The organism is Mesorhizobium sp. DCY119, from assembly GCF_003590645.1.
Lineage (GTDB): Bacteria > Pseudomonadota > Alphaproteobacteria > Rhizobiales > Rhizobiaceae > Mesorhizobium_M.
Window position 1 is genome coordinate 3910979 of the sequence record NZ_CP031834.1, and the last position, 20327, is coordinate 3931305.

Annotated in this window: 19 protein-coding genes; 6 read left to right on the forward strand and 13 right to left on the reverse strand. The window is 60.3% G+C overall.

Features of this window, described 5'->3' with window-relative positions; all coding sequences use genetic code 11:
- Positions 1–25: 25 nt before the first annotated feature.
- The 5 genes from DZG07_RS19000 to DZG07_RS19020 form a co-directional block, all read right to left on the reverse strand.
- Complete coding sequence (locus tag DZG07_RS19000) at positions 26–1399, reverse strand: HAMP domain-containing sensor histidine kinase (RefSeq protein ID WP_119819629.1); 1374 nt, start codon at positions 1397–1399, stop codon at positions 26–28.
- Entirely contained in the window at positions 1386–2063 is a 678-nt protein-coding gene (locus DZG07_RS19005) for a winged helix-turn-helix domain-containing protein (protein WP_119819632.1), read from the reverse strand. Before DZG07_RS19005 ends, DZG07_RS19000 begins: the two co-directional genes overlap by 14 nt.
- A gap of 70 nt (positions 2064–2133) precedes the next feature.
- A complete protein-coding gene (locus DZG07_RS19010) occupies positions 2134–2757 on the reverse strand; it encodes a tyrosine-protein phosphatase (RefSeq protein WP_133304761.1) in 624 nt (207 codons plus the stop codon).
- A complete protein-coding gene (locus DZG07_RS19015; protein ID WP_119819638.1) occupies positions 2744–3538 on the reverse strand; it encodes a hypothetical protein in 795 nt (264 codons plus the stop codon). The genes DZG07_RS19010 and DZG07_RS19015 overlap by 14 nt, the downstream gene beginning before the upstream one ends.
- 38 nt (positions 3539–3576) lie before the next feature.
- A complete protein-coding gene (locus DZG07_RS19020; RefSeq protein WP_119819641.1) occupies positions 3577–3834 on the reverse strand; it encodes a hypothetical protein in 258 nt (85 codons plus the stop codon).
- 90 nt (positions 3835–3924) lie between these two features.
- On the opposite strand from DZG07_RS19020, the gene DZG07_RS19025 reads away from it, so the two are divergent.
- Complete coding sequence (locus DZG07_RS19025) at positions 3925–4722, forward strand: isoprenylcysteine carboxylmethyltransferase family protein (protein WP_348626392.1); 798 nt, start codon at positions 3925–3927, stop codon at positions 4720–4722.
- A gap of 1040 nt (positions 4723–5762) precedes the next feature.
- Here DZG07_RS19025 and DZG07_RS19030 read toward each other — a convergent pair.
- From DZG07_RS19030 to DZG07_RS19065, 7 genes are all read right to left on the reverse strand, one after another.
- Complete coding sequence (locus DZG07_RS19030) at positions 5763–6296, reverse strand: gluconokinase (protein WP_119821880.1); 534 nt, start codon at positions 6294–6296, stop codon at positions 5763–5765.
- 234 nt (positions 6297–6530) lie between these two features.
- Positions 6531–7430, reverse strand: coding sequence for an NAD(P)-dependent oxidoreductase (locus tag DZG07_RS19040; protein WP_119819649.1), 900 nt, complete (start codon positions 7428–7430; stop codon positions 6531–6533).
- 132 nt (positions 7431–7562) lie between these two features.
- On the reverse strand, positions 7563–8921 hold the full coding sequence (locus DZG07_RS19045) for a Gfo/Idh/MocA family oxidoreductase (protein WP_119819652.1): 1359 nt from the start codon (positions 8919–8921) through the stop codon (positions 7563–7565).
- 267 nt (positions 8922–9188) lie between these two features.
- The gene (locus tag DZG07_RS19050) at positions 9189–10058 is read right to left on the reverse strand and encodes a PfkB family carbohydrate kinase (protein WP_119819655.1); all 870 of its coding nucleotides are present in this window, start codon (positions 10056–10058) and stop codon (positions 9189–9191) included.
- Positions 10055–10924 carry a MurR/RpiR family transcriptional regulator gene (locus DZG07_RS19055; protein WP_119819657.1) on the reverse strand — a complete coding sequence of 290 codons (870 nt, stop codon included), beginning with the start codon at positions 10922–10924 and terminating at the stop codon, positions 10055–10057. Before DZG07_RS19055 ends, DZG07_RS19050 begins: the two co-directional genes overlap by 4 nt.
- A 91-nt stretch (positions 10925–11015) precedes the next feature.
- On the reverse strand, positions 11016–11996 hold the full coding sequence (locus tag DZG07_RS19060; RefSeq protein WP_119819660.1) for a sugar phosphate isomerase/epimerase family protein: 981 nt from the start codon (positions 11994–11996) through the stop codon (positions 11016–11018).
- 177 nt (positions 11997–12173) lie between these two features.
- Positions 12174–13052 (reverse strand): LysR substrate-binding domain-containing protein, encoded by an 879-nt coding sequence (locus DZG07_RS19065; RefSeq protein ID WP_119819662.1) that lies wholly within the window; start codon positions 13050–13052, stop codon positions 12174–12176.
- Positions 13053–13284: 232 nt separating this feature from the next.
- Between DZG07_RS19065 and DZG07_RS19070 the strand changes: the two genes are divergently transcribed.
- Genes DZG07_RS19070 through DZG07_RS19085 form a run of 4 tightly spaced genes read left to right on the forward strand, consistent with a single transcriptional unit; the run spans position 13285 to position 17750 of the window.
- Complete coding sequence (locus DZG07_RS19070) at positions 13285–14316, forward strand: substrate-binding domain-containing protein (protein WP_119819665.1); 1032 nt, start codon at positions 13285–13287, stop codon at positions 14314–14316.
- Positions 14317–14323: 7 nt separating this feature from the next.
- Positions 14324–15856, forward strand: a complete 1533-nt coding sequence (locus tag DZG07_RS19075) for a sugar ABC transporter ATP-binding protein (RefSeq protein WP_119819667.1) — start codon at positions 14324–14326, stop codon at positions 15854–15856.
- Positions 15853–16839 (forward strand): ABC transporter permease, encoded by a 987-nt coding sequence (locus DZG07_RS19080; RefSeq protein ID WP_245429519.1) that lies wholly within the window; start codon positions 15853–15855, stop codon positions 16837–16839. Before DZG07_RS19075 ends, DZG07_RS19080 begins: the two co-directional genes overlap by 4 nt.
- Entirely contained in the window at positions 16836–17750 is a 915-nt protein-coding gene (locus tag DZG07_RS19085; protein WP_119819670.1) for an amidohydrolase family protein, read from the forward strand. The genes DZG07_RS19080 and DZG07_RS19085 overlap by 4 nt, the downstream gene beginning before the upstream one ends.
- 432 nt (positions 17751–18182) lie before the next feature.
- Here the strand turns inward: DZG07_RS19085 and DZG07_RS19095 are convergent, their stop codons facing one another.
- Positions 18183–19280 carry an alkene reductase gene (locus tag DZG07_RS19095; RefSeq protein WP_162931660.1) on the reverse strand — a complete coding sequence of 366 codons (1098 nt, stop codon included), beginning with the start codon at positions 19278–19280 and terminating at the stop codon, positions 18183–18185.
- Between the two features lie 546 nt (positions 19281–19826).
- Between DZG07_RS19095 and DZG07_RS19100 the strand changes: the two genes are divergently transcribed.
- Positions 19827–20285, forward strand: coding sequence for a nuclear transport factor 2 family protein (locus DZG07_RS19100; RefSeq protein WP_197716874.1), 459 nt, complete (start codon positions 19827–19829; stop codon positions 20283–20285).
- The last annotated feature ends 42 nt before the right edge of the window (positions 20286–20327 follow it).

Sequence of the window (20327 nt, forward strand, 5' to 3'; positions counted from 1 at the left end):
AAGCTTTCCAAACGGATCACCTGCTCTACCCAGGCGACGATCTGGCCATCGGAAAACTGACCGCCACGGCGAGACCAGGGTGACGGTCTTCAAGCGAGACGGACGCTCCGTGCAAATCCGCAATCGCCTTCACAAGGCTGAGCCCGAGACCGCTGCCGGGCGTCGATCGGCTATGATTCAGACGGTAGAGCCGTTGGAACACATTTTCGCGTTCTGCGTCCGGAATTCCGGGACCATCGTCGTTGACACTTGCAACAATGCGGTCATCTCGTCTGGTGACTGACAATTCGATTGCCGTGCCTTGGGGACAATGTCGAAGTGCATTCTCGACCAGATTGGCAAACAGCTGGGTCAACAGTTCCCGATCTCCGAGAATGCGTCCTCCCCTTTCGTCGGGAATCGTCGCCAAAAGCAATTTGCCGTCGTCTTCGGCAACGTCGGTGTAGATTTCAGCGATGGTCTTGATGACCTCATTGAGGTCGACTTCGGTGAAGCGCTCCTTGCGGGCGCCGGCCTCGATCTGGGTGATGCGCAGGAGGGCGTCGAACGTCTCGTTGATCTGGAGGCTTTCCGCACGCGCGTCCGCCAGATCGTCCGAAACCGCGCTCCCCGACGCTGCCTTTTCCGATGCGGCTTCCAGGATCATCTGAAGGCGGTTCAGCGGTGTCTTGAGATCGTGAGCGATGTTGGCGCTGACATTCTTCATACCGTCAACCAGCGCAGAAAGGCGTTCGAGCGCCGCGTTTACCTGACGCGAGACATCGTCGATATCGTCGCCATTTCCTAACAAGGGAATGCGCGCGTCGAGCCGACCGTGGGACACATCCACCATGGTCGCGGCAATTCCATCGAGGCGGCGCTGGATGCGCGATGCGAGCAAGGCTCCGCCGGTAATCGCCAGACCGGTGATTATCAGCGTCGACCAGCCAAAGCTCATCAACATGATCGACTCCAGCTCTTCGGTCTCCGAAAGGCTGCTGGCAACGATCAAACTATTTTCGCCGACCGGGCCGGAATAAGCCCTGAACATGGTCCCTGAAGGCGCTCCAGCCGCGACCCCGTCGAACATCGAAAAGCCGTGGGGAAAATCTCCAGCAGAAAAATTTCCTGCCAAATGTTTGCCATCCGGACCCGTCAGCGAGAAAAGCTGATCCTTTTTCGGGCTGAGTTGCGCGTGGTTGTCGACGCTGGACACAAGATCTTCGAGATCGCCTCCGGCATAGGTTGCCGACACGACCGCGTAGGTTTCCATGATGGACTGATCCAGCCTGTCCGCGAGATTGGCGCTCATCAGCCGATAGACGACAGCGCCGGACAGGACGAAGGCAAGCACGAACAGGAATGCGAAGGTCAATGCCAGCCGGAAAGGCGTGCTGCGAAGCAGGCTAAAGCGGCGCATGCAAGCTGTAGCCGGTGTTGCGGACAGTGTGGATAAGCTGGGTGTCGAATGGCTTGTCGACCTTGGTACGCAGGCGGCTGATATGTGTTTCGACCACACTGGTCCTGGGATCGAAATGAAAATCCCAAACGCGCTCGAGCAGCATCGTCCGCGTGATGATGCGTCCTTCACCGCGCATCAACACCTCCAGCAACCTGAATTCCCGCGGTTGAAGGTCGATCGCCTGACCCTTCCGCACCACGCGCCGCGTGATTAGATCCATTTCGAGATCGGCAACCCGCAACATCGTCTTCTGGTCCTGCGCTGGCGGCCTCCGGCCAAGAGCATTTATGCGGGCCAGCAGTTCCGAGAACGCGAAAGGCTTGACCAGATAGTCGTCTCCGCCGGCTTCAAGCCCTTCCACGCGATCGTCGACACCGCCCACCGCGGTCAGAAAGATCGCCGGCGTGCGAACGCCGGCCGCGCGAACCGCCCTGATCATCGACAGACCGTCCAGCCCCGGGATCATTCGATCCGCCACGATCACGTCATAGGCGCTACGGGTTGCGGCAAAGAGCGCGTCATGTCCGTTTTGAAGCAGGTCGCAGATATGTCCGGCCTCGGTCAGCCCCCTGACGATATAGTCGGCCGTTCTCTGGTCGTCCTCAACGAGAAGAAGTCGCATCCCAGCTCCGCCCTACTGCCGGCACATCTCAAAACCTAGCGCTTGCGCAATAATATATCCATCCATCGCGCTACGACCTGTGAAACCCCAGCAACGGCTCCATGAGTTCGAAGGTCCGATCCATCGCGTATGTTCCCACGAACGGGATCGCGACATGGCCAAACCAGAGCGAAAGCTGCCCTTCGGATGTTTCCTCTCCTGCCTGAGCGATCGCAGCGAGGTAGAGCGCTGCCGCCAGGCCGCTTCGGTCGGACCCCGCCCGGCAATGAATGAGCACGGGCTTGGGCACAGACTTCATCAGATCGATCAAAGCCAGGGAGCGGTCGGGCGTCAATTCCTCGCGAGCCGACATGGCAAAATCGATATGCTGGATGCCGAGATTTTTCGCGGCCTCAATCTCGGCATTGTACCATGCACTGCCTGTGCTCTTGCCGCGCAGATTGATGATCGTCGCAATATGATAGTGATCACGATACGTCCTGATTTCGTCGGGCGTCGGCTGCGCAGCCCGATAGGCCTCGCCGACAACGATTGCGTGGAAATTATCGTTCAGGTGAGTGCTAGCAAGCACGCAGCCGACAATCACAGCCGCGCCTATGAGCAGAACACACCAAGTATTGGCCCAACTTTGCCGCGATAGCCCCATGTAATCGTCTTTCTGACTGACGGATGACCAGCTTTCATTCGGTTTCAAGCAGGATCGCGTCGGCTTCGTCGGAAGCCCTCTTCAGTGTCATGTAGACAACGAGGGCAATGATGCAGCCAAGGAAGATCAGACTGGTAAAGGTGGTGCCGAAGCCAAGTCCGCCATATTCGGGCGGCTGCGAAAGCAGATCGCCGAACGAGGCGCCAAGCGGCCGCGTCAGGATATAGGCGAGCCAGAACGCCAGGATGCCGTTTAGTTTGAAGCCATAGTAAGCCAGAGCGATAAGCGCGATGACGCCGCCGAACATCAGGCCGGTGGTGAGGTAACCCATGTCGAAGGTTTCAGCGACCAGATCGCCGGCGGCAGTACCCAGCGAAAACGTCAGGAGTATAGCCAGCCAGTAGAAAATCTCACGCTTGGTCGTGAAGATGGTGTGGATCGACAGCGTTCTCTCGCTGGCATACCAGAGCGCGAATGTCGCGGCGAGCGCGACGCTGAACGCAATGGTCGTCGTTTCAAGCCGGACGCCGAAATTGTCGACGAGATTGTCGGTGATCAGTGTGCCGACAACGCTGATGAGAACGACGGCCAGCCAGTATGCCCAGGGCACGTAACGCTTCTGGGCAAACTGCAGAATAAGCGCGACAATCAGTATGCCGGTCATGATCAGCGAGGTGGCGGTCAGCCCGAGGCCAAGATTGACGGCAAGATAGTCGGCCGCCGTTTCGCCCATGGTCACCGCCATGAGCTTTATCAGCCAGAAGTCGGCTGTGACATTGGGAACCCGATTGACGGCCGGCGCAACACCTTGGGTGGCTGGCAACAGCATGGCGGTATCCTCTCTTTGAAGATGGTGCCCGATCGGGCCTACTTGCCCATGATTTTCATGGCCTGCGCGAAGAATTCGTCGGCGCGTTTGTCGTCATCGGCGTTGCAGCGCTCGATACCCTTGATCTCCAGTTCGGATACCTTTGTCTTGTCGGCATCGCTGAGTTTTGCGGCAGCCTCGGCCGCCCTGACGTCCTTGAGCACGTTCTCGCAAGGCGCAGGAGCCGCGAATGCCGATGAAACCGGATTGGCAATTGCAATCGAGCCAAGCGCGATGGCGAGAACTAGGTTTTTCATGAGATATTCCTCGTTTGACGCCGATGTCACCGGCGCTGTCCATTGAACTCCGGCAGACGCGAAAACTTGCCGGCATCAGGACGATAGGAGGTGGATTTCACACCGGCCTGTCCGGCGATTTACAAATTCGTAAGAATGCGCATCACAAGCCGAAAATCTCTTGCGACTGCCTCGCTTTGGGCACACAGGAAACATAAAGAGCGGCGACAGTCGGAAATCGCTGCATCCAAGGCGCCAGAAGGTGAAGAGCTCAAAATGACTTCCGCTTCCCTAAATCCAGCGCCAAAGCCGTTCGACCAGCGCAAGCGCATGGTCGTTGTTCGTGTCGCAGCTTTGATGGCGGTGTTGCTTCTGCTCTTTGCCGAGCCATTCCTGGCCGAAGGGTCGCAGGCGCATGAACTCGTGGAAATGTTCGGCCTCGTCCTGGTGCTCGTTTGTGTCGGCGGCCGACTTTGGAGCACGCTCTACATCGGCGGCAGGAAGAACAGCGAGTTGATCTCGATGGGACCGTTCTCGATGACGCAGAACCCCCTCTATTTCTTTTCCACGCTCGGCGCGCTCGGCATCGGGCTGATTTATGGATCGGTCCTGGCTGCCCTGGCCCTGGGTCTTGCCAGCTTCATCGTTTTTCGGGTGACGGCGGGAAAGGAGGCTGAATTTCTTTCAGGAAAATTCGGTGATGCCTATGAAGCCTACAGGCGCAAGACACCGCGTTTCTGGCCAAACCCGTTGCTCTTTCAAGACAACGCCGAAAGGCAATTCTCAACGCATGCCTTGAAACGCACCTTCTATGACGGCCTCTTTTTCCTGGCTCTCTTTCCGGCAATCGAGACGATCGAATATCTCAGGATGAACGGCTTTCTGCCGAAGTTGTTCGTTCTCTTTTGATCCGCGTAAGCTTCTGATCTGCGGACGCCTCAGGCGACGGCTTGGGCGTCGCTGAGGGACATCATTCCGGCTCCTGTTTCGAGCGAAGGACATCCCCGCTAACAGGCGCCCGAAGTGTCGGACTGGCCGCTGCAATCACCGCGCAGGCGCAGGCTGCAGCGGCGGCACGCTATGCATAACCGATCCTGGTGGTTTATGGCACCAAGCGAGCAGTCTGACCAAAATCTGCGCATGAGAAGTGGTGAGCTGTAGATCGCGATAAAAGCCGCGATGTCACTGCCCGATTCGTACAAACTATCGCCGCGCAGCTCCATCGTCTCGGCCGGCATCCCGTCATGAGCAAACACCCCGTGACGCAAAAAAGTACCGTCACGAGCCTCATTGGTCGTGACGGTACTTTGAAAAACTCACTCGAGCAATATAGGGAGGTCCGTCAGACAGGCCGCCAAAGCCAAACACTCCCCGCCGATAGCCATCGATTGACTTCGACAAGTTTTTTGTTTGTTTTCAATAGCTTGTTTCGTAGCCTAGCGTTTTCTTGGATACGTCCGGATAGGCCTGAATCATTCCCACTCTATTGTTTCAACCCATCATAACATACTGATTTCACAGGACAATTGATTTTTCAACAACAACTTTTGCCGTCAGAAATACCGTCAAAATTATCGACTATTGAATTTATTGAGGAATTTCTGATTTTCGCGAAGTTCTCGATTTCGGTGACTATCGACCACAATCGGTCGATTTTTTTCACCGCCAGTTCCGGGGCCTCCTTCGCACCCACCGAAAAGTACCGTCAGAGCATCGTCACCCTAGTAGCGAACGACCGCATTGCGGCTAGGTACGCTTCAGATTCACACTGCACTTTATGCAACATGAACCAAGCGCTTACGACCTGGCGATCTTGCGCACACGTCACCGGGCTTGGATTTGCGCCGGCAAGGACTCTTCCTAGATCCCATTGCGGACCCAATTCGCGAGCTCGGCATAATGAGCCTGCGGAGATGTGCAGCGCGCATTTGCCGTCATGCTTCGACCATTCACACACCTAGCTCAGTGCGAACACGAGCAACTATCGCCTCGGGTGTTCCTGCTATGTCGATGATGATCGGATTCTCGTCTGTAGCCGGCGCTTCAAGAGTTTGAACCTGGCTTTCGAGCAGAGAAGCCGATGCAAAGTGATTTTTGCGTGCCTGCAGTCGCTCGGCGATCAGCTCGATCGAGCCATGCAGGAAAAGGATGCGCAGGAAGCCAAGCCGCTGCCGGAACAGATCGCGATAGCGGCGCTTGAGCACCGAACAGGCGATGACGACCGGGCGTCGCTCAGCAAGCGCTGCATCGCACACGGCGTTCAGCCACGGCCAGCGGTCCTCGTCGGTCAGCCCGATGCCATTGCGCATGCGCTCGACATTGGACGCGTTGTGAAACGTATCTGCCTCCACGAACGACGCTCCCAGCGCCTGGGCCAGCCGTTGCGCGATCTCGGTCTTGCCGGTACCGGCAATGCCCATCACGACAAAGAAATCAGGTACGCCGCTGGTCGGCGACGTCTGAGCTAGGGTCGGCTCATCCATGCGATTCGTCATGGATAGAGACCCATCAAGCGTATCGGTCCCAGTGTCAGCACCGGGAGGAGTACCAACAGAAAATCGCGACGGTCAGAACCGGCCATCGGAGCCAGCGATCCCATGATCACATCCTCGTCGCGCATGTGCAGCAATGCTCGGGCGAGAGAGAGCCGATCAGATTCATTCTCATTGGTTCCCCGTTTCAAAACTCCGTTCCACGCTCCCTTCAGTGCGCGAATTCTACGCGTCCGCCTTCAGGCGGTTCATGCGCCTCAGTTCGACAATGGCGGCGCTATGATCGAGATCACCGCCGCCGTGATCGACGAGCCCGCGAAAAATGCGATCGACTTCCGTAGCGATCGGCAGGCGCAGTCCGAGCGACGCAGCAAGGGCCAGCGCGGTGCCGGTATCCTTGATCTGATATTTGGCGGGACCGCCGGGCGCGAAATCGCCATCGATCATGCGCCGCCCATGCTGGCGGAAGACGGTTGAATCGGCGAAGCCGCCAAGCAGCGCTTCGCGCACTTTCGCCGGACTGGCGCCGCCTCTTTCCGCGAGCAGCAGCGCTTCCGCGACCGCGCAGATATTGCTTGCAACGATAAGCTGATTGGCAAGCTTGGTCAGCGAACCCGTACCAACCGGACCAATATGGGTGACACGCCCGAGCGGAGCAAAAACCGGGGACAACGCTTCGATGGCGCCCTCCTCCCCGCCGGCCATGATGGCGAGCGTTCCGTCCTGCGCGCCCTTTTCACCGCCCGAGACTGGCGCATCCACGTAGTGGATGGCTTTGTCTTGCGCCCAAATCCCCTGCGCCTGCGCCGTCTCGACGGGTATCGAGCTCATGACTACGAGCGTCGTGCCCGGCGACATTGCGTCGACGACCGCATCCGGTCCGAACAGGACCTCGTCGCAGACCGGTCCCGAACTCAGCATGCAGATCACGACGTCAGTGAGCCGCGCCGCTTCAGCTGCGCTTGCCACAACGCCGACGCCCGAACTGCCCAAGGCTTGCGCCTTGGCCGCGCTGCGATTCCAGGCTGTCACTGCGAAACCGGCCTCCGCCAGCCGGCGGGCCATGTGCCCGCCCATGATGCCGGTGCCGATGAAGCCTATGCGTGATGCGGGTTTGTCGGTCATGCCGGCGCCTCCCGACGCCAGTACAGTTTCTAAAGACTGCGTTGCGGTCGCGAGCACGACCGCTGCGTCGCCGCGAAGCGTTTTCAGCTGCTTCGGGTGACGCGGCTTTCCTACCGGAGCGGTTGACGACGATTAGGCGGCGACGCTCGAGACCGGGCGGAACCGCTCCTCCATCTCGCGGCGCACCTTGACGACGTCGAGGTCGTTCACCAGTTCCACGTCGTCGAAGCTGACAATCTGGTCCTTCTTGATCGAGCGCTTGAGCTTGACATTGTGCGCCAGTCCGATCGGCAGCGCGGCGCGCTTAAGGCTGATCGACGCCGGGATGGCGTTTGCCCAAACTGCATAGCCGCCCTCGCCGTCCAGCATCTCGCCGGGCTGCATATCCTTCTTGGCTGTTGCCACGGCGTCGCCGCGGAATTCCTTTGACGAACCGGTCGGCTCGTTACGCAGCGCGGCCGAGAGTACGCTGATCGAGGTCTCCAGCCCGATGATGTGGAAGGGCCGCCACATCGACGCGTACCAGCCCGACGGATCGGTCAGCAATCCGTATTGTTTGAAGCAGGCACGCGCGTACTCATTGTGCGCCTTGAAGGTAACGAAGACGCCGTAGCGGATGTTGTTAAAGACCTCGCGGCCGTCCGGCTCCTGGCTGGCGGCGATATCGACGAGTCCGGAGCGGGCCATGCGGCCGCCATCGGCGGCGGGCCGAAAGACCTTGGCCAGGTCGTGCAGGCCGGCCGGCGGAAACGCAAGACCGTCGTCGGGGCAATCGAGGCCGGTACCGTTGGCGACGGCAGCCATTTCGATGGCCGCCTTGGTGCCGTCGGTGAAGGAGTTGTACATTTTGGGATTGAAGTCGCCCTTGGCAACCTCCTCCTCGGTCCAGCCGAAAAAGCCCCAGACTGTATCCGGCGTCGAATAGCGGTAGCGGGGCTCGAAGTTCATGCCCTTGCCGGCCGCCGTCACCTCGAAGCCGGTTGAACGTGCCCAGTCGACAAGCTCGCAGATGAGCGCTGGTTGGTCGCCATAGGCCATGGAGTAGATCACGCCCTTCTGACGCGCCTTTTCGGCGAGAATGGGCCCGACCATGACATCGGCCTCGACATTGACCATGACAACGTGCTTGCCTGCCTCGATTGCCGCCAGCGCGTGGCGCGTCCCCGCGATCGGATGGCCCGTCGCCTCGATCACGCATTCGATCTCCTCAAAGGCAAGCAGGGCGGCGACATCGTCGGTGACGAAGGTTGTGCCGTTCTTCAACGCCTCGCCGGTGTCCTTTGCATTGTAGCGCTCTGCAGGCCAGCCGACGCGCTGCAGGGATTCCCGCGCCTTGGAAACATTCAGGTCAGCCACCGCGACCATGTGGTATCCGGCGATGCGCTGCGCCTGCGACAGCACCATCGAGCCGAATTTGCCGGCGCCGATCAGGCCAACTCGCACCGGACGTCCACGATCCGCACGCGCGGCAAGCAGAGTGTAGAGATTCATGTCAATATCCTTCGCACGACCAAATTCGGCGCAGAGTCAGGTCTGGCGAGGCGTCAAAGGCTGCCCCGGGTCGTGCCGGGGCACGCAAGAAGGCGCTCAGCGCCATCTGCTGTGAACGTTGTTACCTCCCGGGCCGGCTGTGCCGCCGTTGGCCCGGCTACGTCTGCCGGACAGGCCCATTGGTATGAGGAGAAAACTGTTAGCGCAATTTAGAAGCTGAGCTCGATCGTTTAGCCTGACTAAAGATTTAGCGCCGACAGAATGTCATCAAGTCGAGACGTGGATAGCGGCTGCCTGGTTCGCAGCGCGGAGGCAATCAGGAAAGGCTTGGCCAGCAGCCAGCGCCGTGGCGAAACCGCCGACGAACACGTCTCCCGCGCCATGTGTGCTAACCACACGAACCGGAATGGCGGGAATCGCAGTCGGCTCCTGTCCGCGCGCAACGCCCACAACGCCGTCTCCACCGACCGTCACCACAACGGTGGCGAAGCGGTCTGACAGCACCTCGGCGGCGCCCCGGGCCGAGGCGAGATCAAAGACCGGAGACCCGCAGAATTGCTCGGCCTCGATCGCGTTGACGATCAGTATGTCGACGAGTGCCGCAAACCCGTCCGCCAGCGGGCGATAGGGCGCAGCGTTAAGGCATACTGGCACACGGACTTGTCTGGCGGCTTTCGCGGCGGCCAGGTTGACCGCTTCCGGCATTTCGTTTTGGAGGGCGAGAATGCTCGCACCTTTCCAAAGGGTGGAATCGCTCAAGTTTTCCGGATCAGTGGCAGCGTTCGCCCCGGAAACAATGACAGCGCCGTAGTCTCCACCCGCATCAGTTATGGCGACGCTCATGCCCGAACCCTGTTGGCCGATGCGCGCGACGCGGGAGGCATCGACGCCGGCGGCGTCAAGATTGGATAGGAGAAAGCGGCCGAAATCATCGTCGCCGACAGCACCAACCATGCGGACGTCGGCGCCCGCCTTCGCCGCAGCGGCGGCTTGGTTGCCGCCTTTGCCGCCGAATTTCGGCCGCCAGCCAAAGCCTGCGACTGTCTCGCCCTTGCGCGGACGGTCCGGCGCGTCGACCATGATGTCGTAGTGGAGACTGCCGACGACGACCACAACGGGGCGTAGCGAGGAAATCATGCGATGCGCCGCTTGGCGGCGACCGCGCTCATAGTCGCAGCGAGATTGCGCTCGGCGGCCTTCAGGTCGCGCCGCGCCACAGCAGCGAAGACTGCGTCGAAAATAATCAGCTGCGCGACGCGCGCCGCAGCATTCTCACCCAGTAGTGGCGAACCCTGAGCCGTCGAGCAGAGAACTACGTCGGCGATCGAGGCCAGCGGCGACGTCGCATAATTGGTGAGCGCGATCGTGCGTGCCCCGCGGCGGCGGGCAAGCTCCAGCGGTTCAATCACCGCGGTCGTGGCGCCGGAGTGGGAGAACGCGATCACCACGTCGCCTTCGCCGAGTAGTGAGGCAGACATAAGCATCATGTGAGCGTCGTCGAAGACGCTGGCACGCACCCCGATGCGCAAGAACTTGTGCGCAACGTCGCGGGCAATCTGCGCAGACCCGCCGATGCCGTAGAGGTCGCGCTGGCGTGCATTGAAGATCAGGTCGGCCGCCCGTTCGAAAGCGTTGGGATCGAGGATCGACAGCGTTTCCTCGAGCGCCTGGATTGACGTACGAAACACCTTTCGCGCGATCTCCGCGTCGGTGTCGTCCGGCGAGAGTTCCTGATGCAGTTCGGCGGTCGGCAGACTGTTGTAGTCTACCAGCCCAGCGCGAAAATCCTTGAAGCCGTCAAAGCCAAGTTTCTTGGCAATCTTGACGATCATTGCGTCCGAGACGCCAGCGTCCTCCGCGACAGACTTCAAGGGTGTATTGGTTCCGAAATCGCGCCGCGCGAGTATGCTGTCCACCACTCGGCCTTCGAGCGGCGTAAGGTGCGGCATCATCATGCGGATACGCGGTCCGATCGTTCGGGGATCGGTTGCTGAAAGGCTCATCCCTGGTTCCTCGTTCGGCCTTCACACTGTCTGGCGATATGAAATGCTATGATAATCCTCCGCCAGAAACGTCAGTCACCGCGGTCGCTCTTCAGGCGCCGACCAATGCCTCGTTGACGATCCGTTGGCTCGCCACCGCATCCTGACGCGCCAACGCGTCCGTCAGCCGATTATCGCCGTCGAGTCGTTCGGCGATTGCCAGCAGCCGTCGCACGGTTGCGATGTTGGCCTCGCATTCCGCCACGGGGTCGAGGCCGCTCGTGTCCGGAAAAGTATCGAAATAGAGCGCGCCATCATATCCGTCCTTATGGATCTGGCGCAGCAGTTCAAGCGTCGAACGAAGATGCACCGCGCCGACCATCAGCCCGTCGTCGCGCTTGGCATAGCCGTCGTTGAGATGCACACCCAGAAGCCTGCTGCGCCGGTGGATCAGATGCGCGGCAAAAGCTGGCTGTTCACCTGCGTAAAGCGCATGTGCGAAATCAATGGTGACACCGAGGTTCGGCGCGCCGGCTTCCGCGATGGCAAGCAGCGTGGTTGCCGCATCCCGCAAGAGAGACTGGGCGCGTGGCTCGTCCGGCTTGTATTCGATGCTGATCCGGCAGCCGGGGTCATGTTCTGCCACCTCCCGTATTCCAGCCACCTGCCAGTCCCAAACCTGGCTATAGTCGAGCTGGAAATTGTAATCGAACCCATCCTGGCCGAGCCAGATCGTCATCAGATCGGTGCCCATGGCGCGCACGGCATCGATGCCTCGCTTGGTAAGGTCGATGGCCTCACGCCTCACTGCTTCCTCCGGATTCGTAAAGGCTCCTCGTTTGAAGGCCTGATTTGTATAGTACCGCATGGCGAGACCGTTGATCGACAGGCCGAGCTCGCCGATGCGCCGCGCGATGTCCGCGGGCTCGTCGGAGACGTGATCGGGAAAATTAAGATCCAGATCGGTGAGGCCATCAACGGTCGCTGCTCGCTCGGCCATCTGCATCATGGTTGGCTTGCCGACTAGGTCCGGCCAGTGCAGGTGCGGTGCGGAACCGAAGGAATTCAGTCGAGTGGCGAAGCGCGCGAGCATGCAATGTTTCCCATTTTTTCACACAAAAACAGAAAACCGTGAAGTTCTCAAGTGAGACCGTGGTGCCGATCTGATTTGTGGGCGGGAGTTCGCCGCCTGCGAGCCAGGTGCTGGTCACGGGTATTGGCAAAGAGTCGCCAGGCGGCGGTGCCGGTCTGTCGGCTGTTGTGCCCGACCTCAGCTCTCGTCACGTTCCGCTCGCAGCCAGTCGAGGAACAGTCGGACTTTCTTTTGACGCAGATGATCGCGCGGGCATACGATCCATTGCGTGATGATCCGAACGGAAGGCGGCTCGACGACAGGACAGACGAGTCGTCCGCCACGCAGTTCGCGTTCCATCATCATCGTGCTTTCGAGCGCGACCCCCATTCCGTCCGAGGCGGCGTCGATAGCCATGTGGCTGCGGTCAAACAGCACGCGGCGCCATCTTTGGACGGGTTGAATTCCGGCCAACTTGAACCAGGCCGGCCATTGCGCCTGCGATTTTACCGAGTGGATCAAGCGAAACTGCATCAGATCTTCCGGGTGAAGGCTTGCCGCAGCGGCCAGCGCAGGCGAACAAGCGGGAACGAAGGTTTCTTCCGCCATTCCTTCGACAAACAGGCCGGGCCACCGTCCGTCGCCATGACGAATCTCCAGATCGACAAGTTCGCGGTTGAAGTCGGTTGGCTCGTTCGTACCGTCCAGACGGATCTCAAGCTCCGGATTTCGATCAAGGAAGGAAGCAAGACGGGGCAGCAACCATTTGTTGGACAGCGTCGGGGTCGCACGTATGGTCAGCGTCGTGACCGAACGGTAACCGCGGATGGTGCTCGTCGCCTCCCCTATTCGTTCGATCTCGTCCGTAATGGTGGCGAAATATCGTTCCCCCGCCTCCGTCAGCACGACGCGGCGGCCCATCTTGGTCAGCAGCGTCACCCCTAGCTGAACCTCAAGCGCCTGAATCTGCTGCGTGACCGCTGACGGCGTCACGCCGAGTTCCTCCGCGGCGCGTGAGACACTGCCTGCCCGCGCCGCGGCATGGAAAACCCAGATCGCTCTGACCGGAAGCTGCATGCCCAACCATTCCTTTGACAGCTACATACCTCCTTTAAGCGCACCTAACAATTTGAATAGGGTTTCTAAATTGCGCCTAACAGATCGAATGCTCTAGTTTTCAACTTGTTCCAATCCGGTGAAGTCGTGAACTGCCGGAACGCTCAGGAGGAGCGCGGTGAACGGACCCGGGTTCCGGGCGAGGCTATGAAGAAGCGCTGGAGAGTCCGGTGCGTAGTTGGGAGGAGATTCGATGACATTACGTATCCGCGGCGTTCTTATCGCCACGACAGCGCTTGCTCTATTGGGCACGGTGCCCGCCGCTTTCGCTGAAGATAGCTGCTCGGCCTATCCAACCGCTAAGATGGATAAGATCGAGTCGACCGCCGTTGAGACAGAGTTCGGCGCGGTGCCCGTGCCGAAGAAGGAACTGCGCTTCGCCTACGTGACCAAGACATTGATCAACGAGTTCTGGCAGGATGTCGCGGCCGGAGTGAAGGATGAGGCGGCAAAGCACAACATAACCGTCGACGTCCAGGCGGCCAAGGACGAGAGCTCCATGATCGAGCAGCTCAACCTTGCCCAGACCGTGCTGTCGCAGAAGCCGGACGCGCTGCTGCTGTCGCCGCAGTCCGACTCCAATCTCGTGCCGGTGGTCGAAGCGGCGCGTGCCGCCAACATCCCGACCATCATCATCGACGATGCGCGAACGGAGGGCGCCAGCACCTATGTCGGAACCGATCAGATTTCGATCGGCGCCAAGGCCGCCATCTTCCTGCACGAAACCTATCCGGACGGCGGCAAGGTCGCCCAGATCGAGGGCGCAGCCGGTTCGCCAAATGCGCGCCTGCGCATCCAGGGCTTCAAGGAAGAACTCGCGAAATACTCCAATCTCGAGCTCGTCGCCAGCCAGCCGGGCAACTGGGACCGCCTGACCGCGCTCAATGCCACTGCCAACATCCTGCGCCAGACTCCCGATCTGGCCGGCATCTACGCCAACAATGACGGTATGGCGCTGGGCGTGGTCGAGGCGGTGACAAGCGGCAGCAGCCTCGACAAAGTGGCGGTTGTCGGAACCGACGGCATCCGTGAAGCCAAGAAGTCGGTCGGCGCGGGCGAGATGCGTGCGACAGTGGCTGAGTTCCCCTTCGAAGAGGGTCAGCTCGGCGTGCAGATGGCGCTGCGTCTCCTCGGCTGCCAGGCCATCCCCCAGTGGATCGTGTCGCCCCAGGCGGTTATCACCAAGGAAAACGTCAAGGATTTTCCCGATCCAAAAATCAACTGAACCTCCCATGCTGACCGGCATCACTAGGGAGGGCGGCGAAAGCCGTCCTCCCCTTCTTCTCATGACGGGGATCGCCAAGCGTTTTGCAGGCGTGCACGCGCTCAAGGGAGTGGATCTCAGCTTGCGTGGCGGCGAGGTGCACGCTCTGCTGGGCGAGAACGGCGCCGGCAAGTCGACGCTGGTGAAAATCATGTTCGGCATCATACAGCCGGACGAAGGCAGAATCGCACTCGATCCACTCGGTACTGTACGCATCGACGGCCCACGCGATGCGCTGGCGATGGGCATTGGTCTCGTCAGCCAGGAACTGAGCCTCGTGCCTCAGCTCGACGTGGCTCAAAACATCTTTCTTGGCCGCACGCGTGGACTTCGGCTGGTGCCGCGCGGTGACTTCCGCCGGCAGGCGCGCAAGATTCTCGACGATCTCGCCCCGCATTTGAAGACGGACACCCCGGTCTCCGCACTCGGCATGGCCGATCGCCAACTGGTCGAGATCAGCCGCACGCTTGCTCGCGGCGGCCGCATTGTCGCCTTCGACGAGCCGACCTCCAGCCTGACGCCGGCCGAGCAGGAAAGCCTCTTTGCCGTTATCCGTCGGCTGAAGGCGGCCGGGAAGGCTATTGTCTACATTTCGCACCGGATGAACGAAATCCGCGTTATCGCGGACCGTGTAACGATCTTGCGTGATGGCGAAGTGGTGGCGTCCGGTCTTATCGGGGGCTATTCGGAGGCGCGGCTGAATGAGCTCGTTGCCGGCCGCGAACTGTCGCGCGAGATGGGCGCCGATAAGCCCGCACCTGTCCGAACCGCGGCCGTGCTCGAGTTGCGCAAGCTTTCGACGGCGCGCGTTCATGAGATCGACCTCGAAGTCGGCGCCGGAGAGATAGTGGGACTTTCGGGCCTCGTCGGTTCGGGACGTTCGGCGATACTTCGCGGATGTTTCGGCATCGATGCACTGACCGGAGGCGAGATCAACGTAGGCGGCAAGGCCGTCAGGCTCGAAAAGCCGGCAGACGCCATGACCTGTGGAGTCGCCCTGATCCCCGAGGATCGCCGTGGCCACGCGATCGTGCCTATGATGGACGTGGAGCGAAACTTCGGATTGGGAAATCATGATCGCTTTGCCTCCTTTGGCGTGATCAAGGGAAGCGAGAGACGCCGCTCGGCACGCCGCTACGTGGATGAATTGCGCATCCGGCCTCCGTCGATTGCGACCGAGATGCGCAACTTGTCGGGCGGCAATCAGCAGAAGGTAGTAATTGCTCGGTGGCTAGCGACGGGCGCTCGCATTTTCCTGTTCGACGAACCCACTCGCGGCATCGACGTTGGGGCGAAGGCGGAGATCTATGCGCTGCTGCGCCGCCTCGCCGCCGATGGGGCAGCACTTCTCGTCGTATCTTCCGAACTGCCCGAACTCCTTCTGATCTGTCATCGGATCGGCATCGTCAGCGGCGGACGGCTGCGCACCATGGTCGAGAACGATGCGAACCTTACCGAGGCAAAGCTCATCGCGCTCGCTGCAGGAGAAGACAAGCTGTGACCGATCTGACTTCTTTACCCCGGCCGGATGCGACTGATCAGAAAGCCGCCGCGGCACCCCGACGCGGCGACCTGTTGCGCAACGCCAGCGTGGCGATCGGTTGTGTGACGCTTTTCCTGGTGTTCTCGGTGCTCAACGCCACCTTCTACCAGCCGTCGAACCTCCTCGACATCATGCTCCAGTCCTCGATCAACGCAGTGATCGCGGTCGGCATGACATTGGTCATCATGACCAAGGGTATCGACCTGTCCGTAGGATCGATCGTCGGCCTTTCGAGCATGATCGCGGCCGATATGCTCTCCTACGGCCTGTTGGCGGGCATCGGCGCAGGTCTGCTTGTCGGGCTCGCCTGCGGCCTTGTGAACGGCATGCTGATCGCCAAACTGAGGCTGCCCGATTTCATCGTGACGCTGGGAACGTTGAGCGTCTATCGGGGCGCCGCCCTGATCTACACCGACGGTCAGCCGATCTATGGGCTTTCCAAGGAATTCCGGGCTATTTTCGCGGGACGCATTCTTGACGTCCCCACGCCGGTGATTCTCGCGCTGGTCATTGCCGCGCTGGCGTTTCTGCTGGTCCGCTATACTGCGCTGGGCGAACAGATCGTCGCCGTCGGCGGCAACGAAGAGGCGGCTCGGCTCTCCGGCGTCAACATCGAGCGCGTCAAGATCACGGTCTATGCCGTGTCGGGCGTTCTTTCGAGCTTTGCCGGCTTCGTCCTGATTGCCCGCATCGGGGCCGCCGAGCCGATCGGCGGCAACGGCTTCGAGTTGCAGGCGATTGGCTCCGCGGTCATCGGCGGCGCGAGCCTGTTCGGTGGCATCGGCAATCCGCTCGGTTCGCTGGTCGGGGCGCTCACGCTCGGCGGACTCCAGAACGGGTTGACGCTTATGAACGTGCCGTCGTTCTGGCAGTACGTGGCCTCGGGCGTCGTGGTCATTCTCGCCGTCTTTGCCGATCAGTGGACACGTAAGCGCGGATGAACGGGACGACGACCGACGAAAGCTGCGCCATCGTCGACACGCACCAGCATTTCCAGAGCCTGTCCGACGCCGCCTACCCTTGGCTCGATCCCGACCGGCCCGAGCCGTTGGAAGGCGACCTCACGCCGATCCGCCGCGACTACCTGCCTGCCGACTATCGCCGCGACATGGCGGGGCTCGGCATCATCAAGACGGTGCACGTTCAGAACGGCCGCAACCCGAGCGACCCGCTCGATGAAACGCGCTGGCTGAGCGACCTTGCCGATGCGTATGGCATCCCCGACGCGATCGTCGCGTATGCCGACTTGGCCGATCCGGACGTCGGGCGCTTGCTGGAAGCACATGCCGCGTTCTCGCGCGTGCGCGGCGTTCGCCAGATTCTGAACTGGCACCACGAGCCACGCCTGCGCAGCGCGCCAAGCGCAGATCTGATGGAAAATTCGCAGTGGCGGGCCGGGTTCGCTCGCCTTGCTCCGCTGGGATTGAGCTTCGACCTGCAGATCTACTGGCCGCAGATGGATATGGCCCTCGCGCTTGCCCGCGACTTTCCCGAAACTGCGATCGTGCTCGAACATTTCGGCATGGTCGCCGACCGCAGTACGGAGGGCTTGGCGGGGTGGCGCGCTGCGGTGAAGCGACTTGCCCAGGCACCAAATGTCAGCGTCAAGCTTTGTGGCTTTGGTCTCGGCGATCCGGCTTGGATCGTCGACGGCATTCTGCCACTGCTCCACTATGTCATTGACGCGTTCAGCCCTGCACGCACGATGGTCGGGACGAACATTCCGGTCGATCTGCTTTTTGGATCATCAGAGAAAATCTTGGCCGCAATTCGTGCCGCCGTTGCCGATCTGTCGGAGCAGGAACGCACAGCGGTGCTCCGTACAAACGCGGAGCGCATCTACCGCATCTAGAAAAAGGCCTCGGCGGCTTCGTGTACTTGTTATCCCACTGACCCACTCTATAGAAAATCAACAGGTAGGTGGCTGGTTCGCGAATCCATTTCCCTCGTATGTCCTTATGTGGCGTGACGAACTAGATCGGGAAAAGGCGCGGTGATCGATTCGCAACGTTCCTTGCGCTCCTCATTCGCAGCTCTCACCGACTCGACATGACGAGTGGTCAAGCTCTTCCGCGTCGGCTTTGATCAGCGAAGCGTCGACATGGCCGATTTTCGCCTTTGGCGATCTTTGCGTCGATGGGCGCCTGGACCGTGCGCTCGAAGATCCGGAGAAACCATTCCTCGACCCAGCGCTCGCGGATGCGTGTCTGCGAAGAGCCATCGGGAACTGGTTCATACATGCCATATCGAGTTCAGCCGTCTCCACTTTATTGCGCCGAACCAACTAAGTCGCGGTCGGATAGTCGGCATAACCCTCGCTACCCGGCGTATACCAGGTCTCTTCATTGCTTGCGGCGAGGGGGACGCTCCGACGGATACGTTCCACCAGATCCGGGTTGCCGACATAGGAGCGGCCAAACGCAACCAGATCGACGCGACCAGCCTGCAGCTCGGTCTCAGCGGATTCCGGCGTGTACCCGGCCGCTCCGATCAGCCGCCGCGAGAAGATCTTGCGCGCGGTATCGATCACCTCGGCGTCGAGGGCGCTCGCCTTCATCTGGACGTTGCCGCTGACGACCGGACGAATGACGTGGACATACCCGATGCCAGACTTCTCGGCGACCCGGAGCATAGCTTCATATTTGGCTTTGGGATTTTCGTCATCGATCTCGTTGAATTTGCCATAGGGCGACAAACGCACGCCGACGCAAGCCGGATCGTAGACGCTGGTCATGGCCTTGAGCACTTCTTCCATGAAGCGAACACGCCTTTCGAGCGTACCGCCCCAGTCGTCGGTGCGCAGATTGGTATTCGAGGAGGCGAACTGATCAACAATATAGCCGTTGGCGCCGTGCAGTTCGACACCGTCAAAGCCCGCCGCCTTCGCGTTTTCGCACGCCTTTCGATACGACTCGATAACGCCCCGGATGTCCTCCTCGGTCATCACGCGCGGCATCGGATTCTCTGTGAGACCGCCGGCGGCGTCGGTGTAGATCGGCATCTTGGGCTGTACCGCGGACGGACCGATCGGGTAGCAACCCTCGGGCTGGTTGTCCGGATGTGCGATGCGGCCGCAATGCCAAAGCTGAATGATCGCCTTGGCGCCGCCGGTGTGGATTTGATCGACCACCTCACGCCACTTGGCAGTGTGCTTTTCCGTCCAGATGCCCGGGGTGCGCGGATAACCGGTCGCCTCGGGGCTTACCTGAGTGGCCTCGCAGATGACAAGGCCAGCGCTGCTGCGTTGCCCGTAATATTTTGGCGCTTCTTCGTTGGGGGTGAAGTCCGCCTGAGCCCGGTTGCGGGTCAAAGGCGGCATGACGATGTGGCTCGTCAGGTCCCAAGGTCCAAATTTGGCCGGTGACAGAAGTTTTTCGTACACGATGAGTTCCTCCCCATTCTGCTTCGGGCGCCGTACGCGCCCTCTTGCTGTGCGCGGAACGAAGCACAGCTGAATATGTTGGTCAATACCTAATTCATTTGTCTTATGATAACTCGTGCTGCGCCGCCATTCGCCTGTGGCGTGGCCAGGAAGGCGACAGACCCCCAAGATTGGCCCAAAGCGCGCTATCGAGTGGATTTGTCCTAATTGTATGAATTCGCTATTGACGAATAGATTGCGGTATGAGTTCATGAGTTGCGCGCTTTCGGCGCGCACAGGGAGGATGAACACGCATGGCGGTGGTGGTCGGCTGAGGGCGCCCGCCCGGTAATCGCAATCGCGATAGCCGGCGTCGAGCACTCACGGACGCACCCGTCTTCGAGATCGCCCGCGGTCTCCGCGACCAGGCCGCATGCGACATTTGCAGTTCATCCAGATCGATCGTTGGACCGCCAATGCGGGGCTGGGAGACATCGCCTGCCCGCGCCAGTGGCGGAAGCTGGCATGAATGCAACAAAGCGATGTCACAACTGATGGATGACATTGATGACTGAGATCATATCGAACGCCCGTCTGCAGCAACTGCTCGATGTTGAGGAAATCCGTGCGCTTCGCATCAAATACAGCCACGTGTTGGACAGCGGGAAGGTTGAAGGCTTTCACGACGTATTCTCCGAAGATGCCGTTCTGGCGGTGACCGTCGGCAAGATGGAAGGCATCGACGCGATCAAGACCGGCCTGGCCGGCGCCTATGAGACCTATGATTGGAAGAAGAAGAAGCACTATCCGTTCATGCACGCGGTGACCAATCACTCGATCACCATCACCGGGCCGGACACCGCCGAGGGGCTTTGCTATCTGCTCGACTTTGTTACCGGACGCGAGGCAAATCGCCATCCTGTCTTGCTGCTCGGCCTTTATGCCGACACCTACAAGCGCATTGATGGCAAGTGGAAGATTACCCACACCAACCTGGACGTGCCATGGGGCAGCGAAGACGCCTGATCGGTCCTGCGCCGACGAAAAGTGTGGTCCACGGCTTCCCGG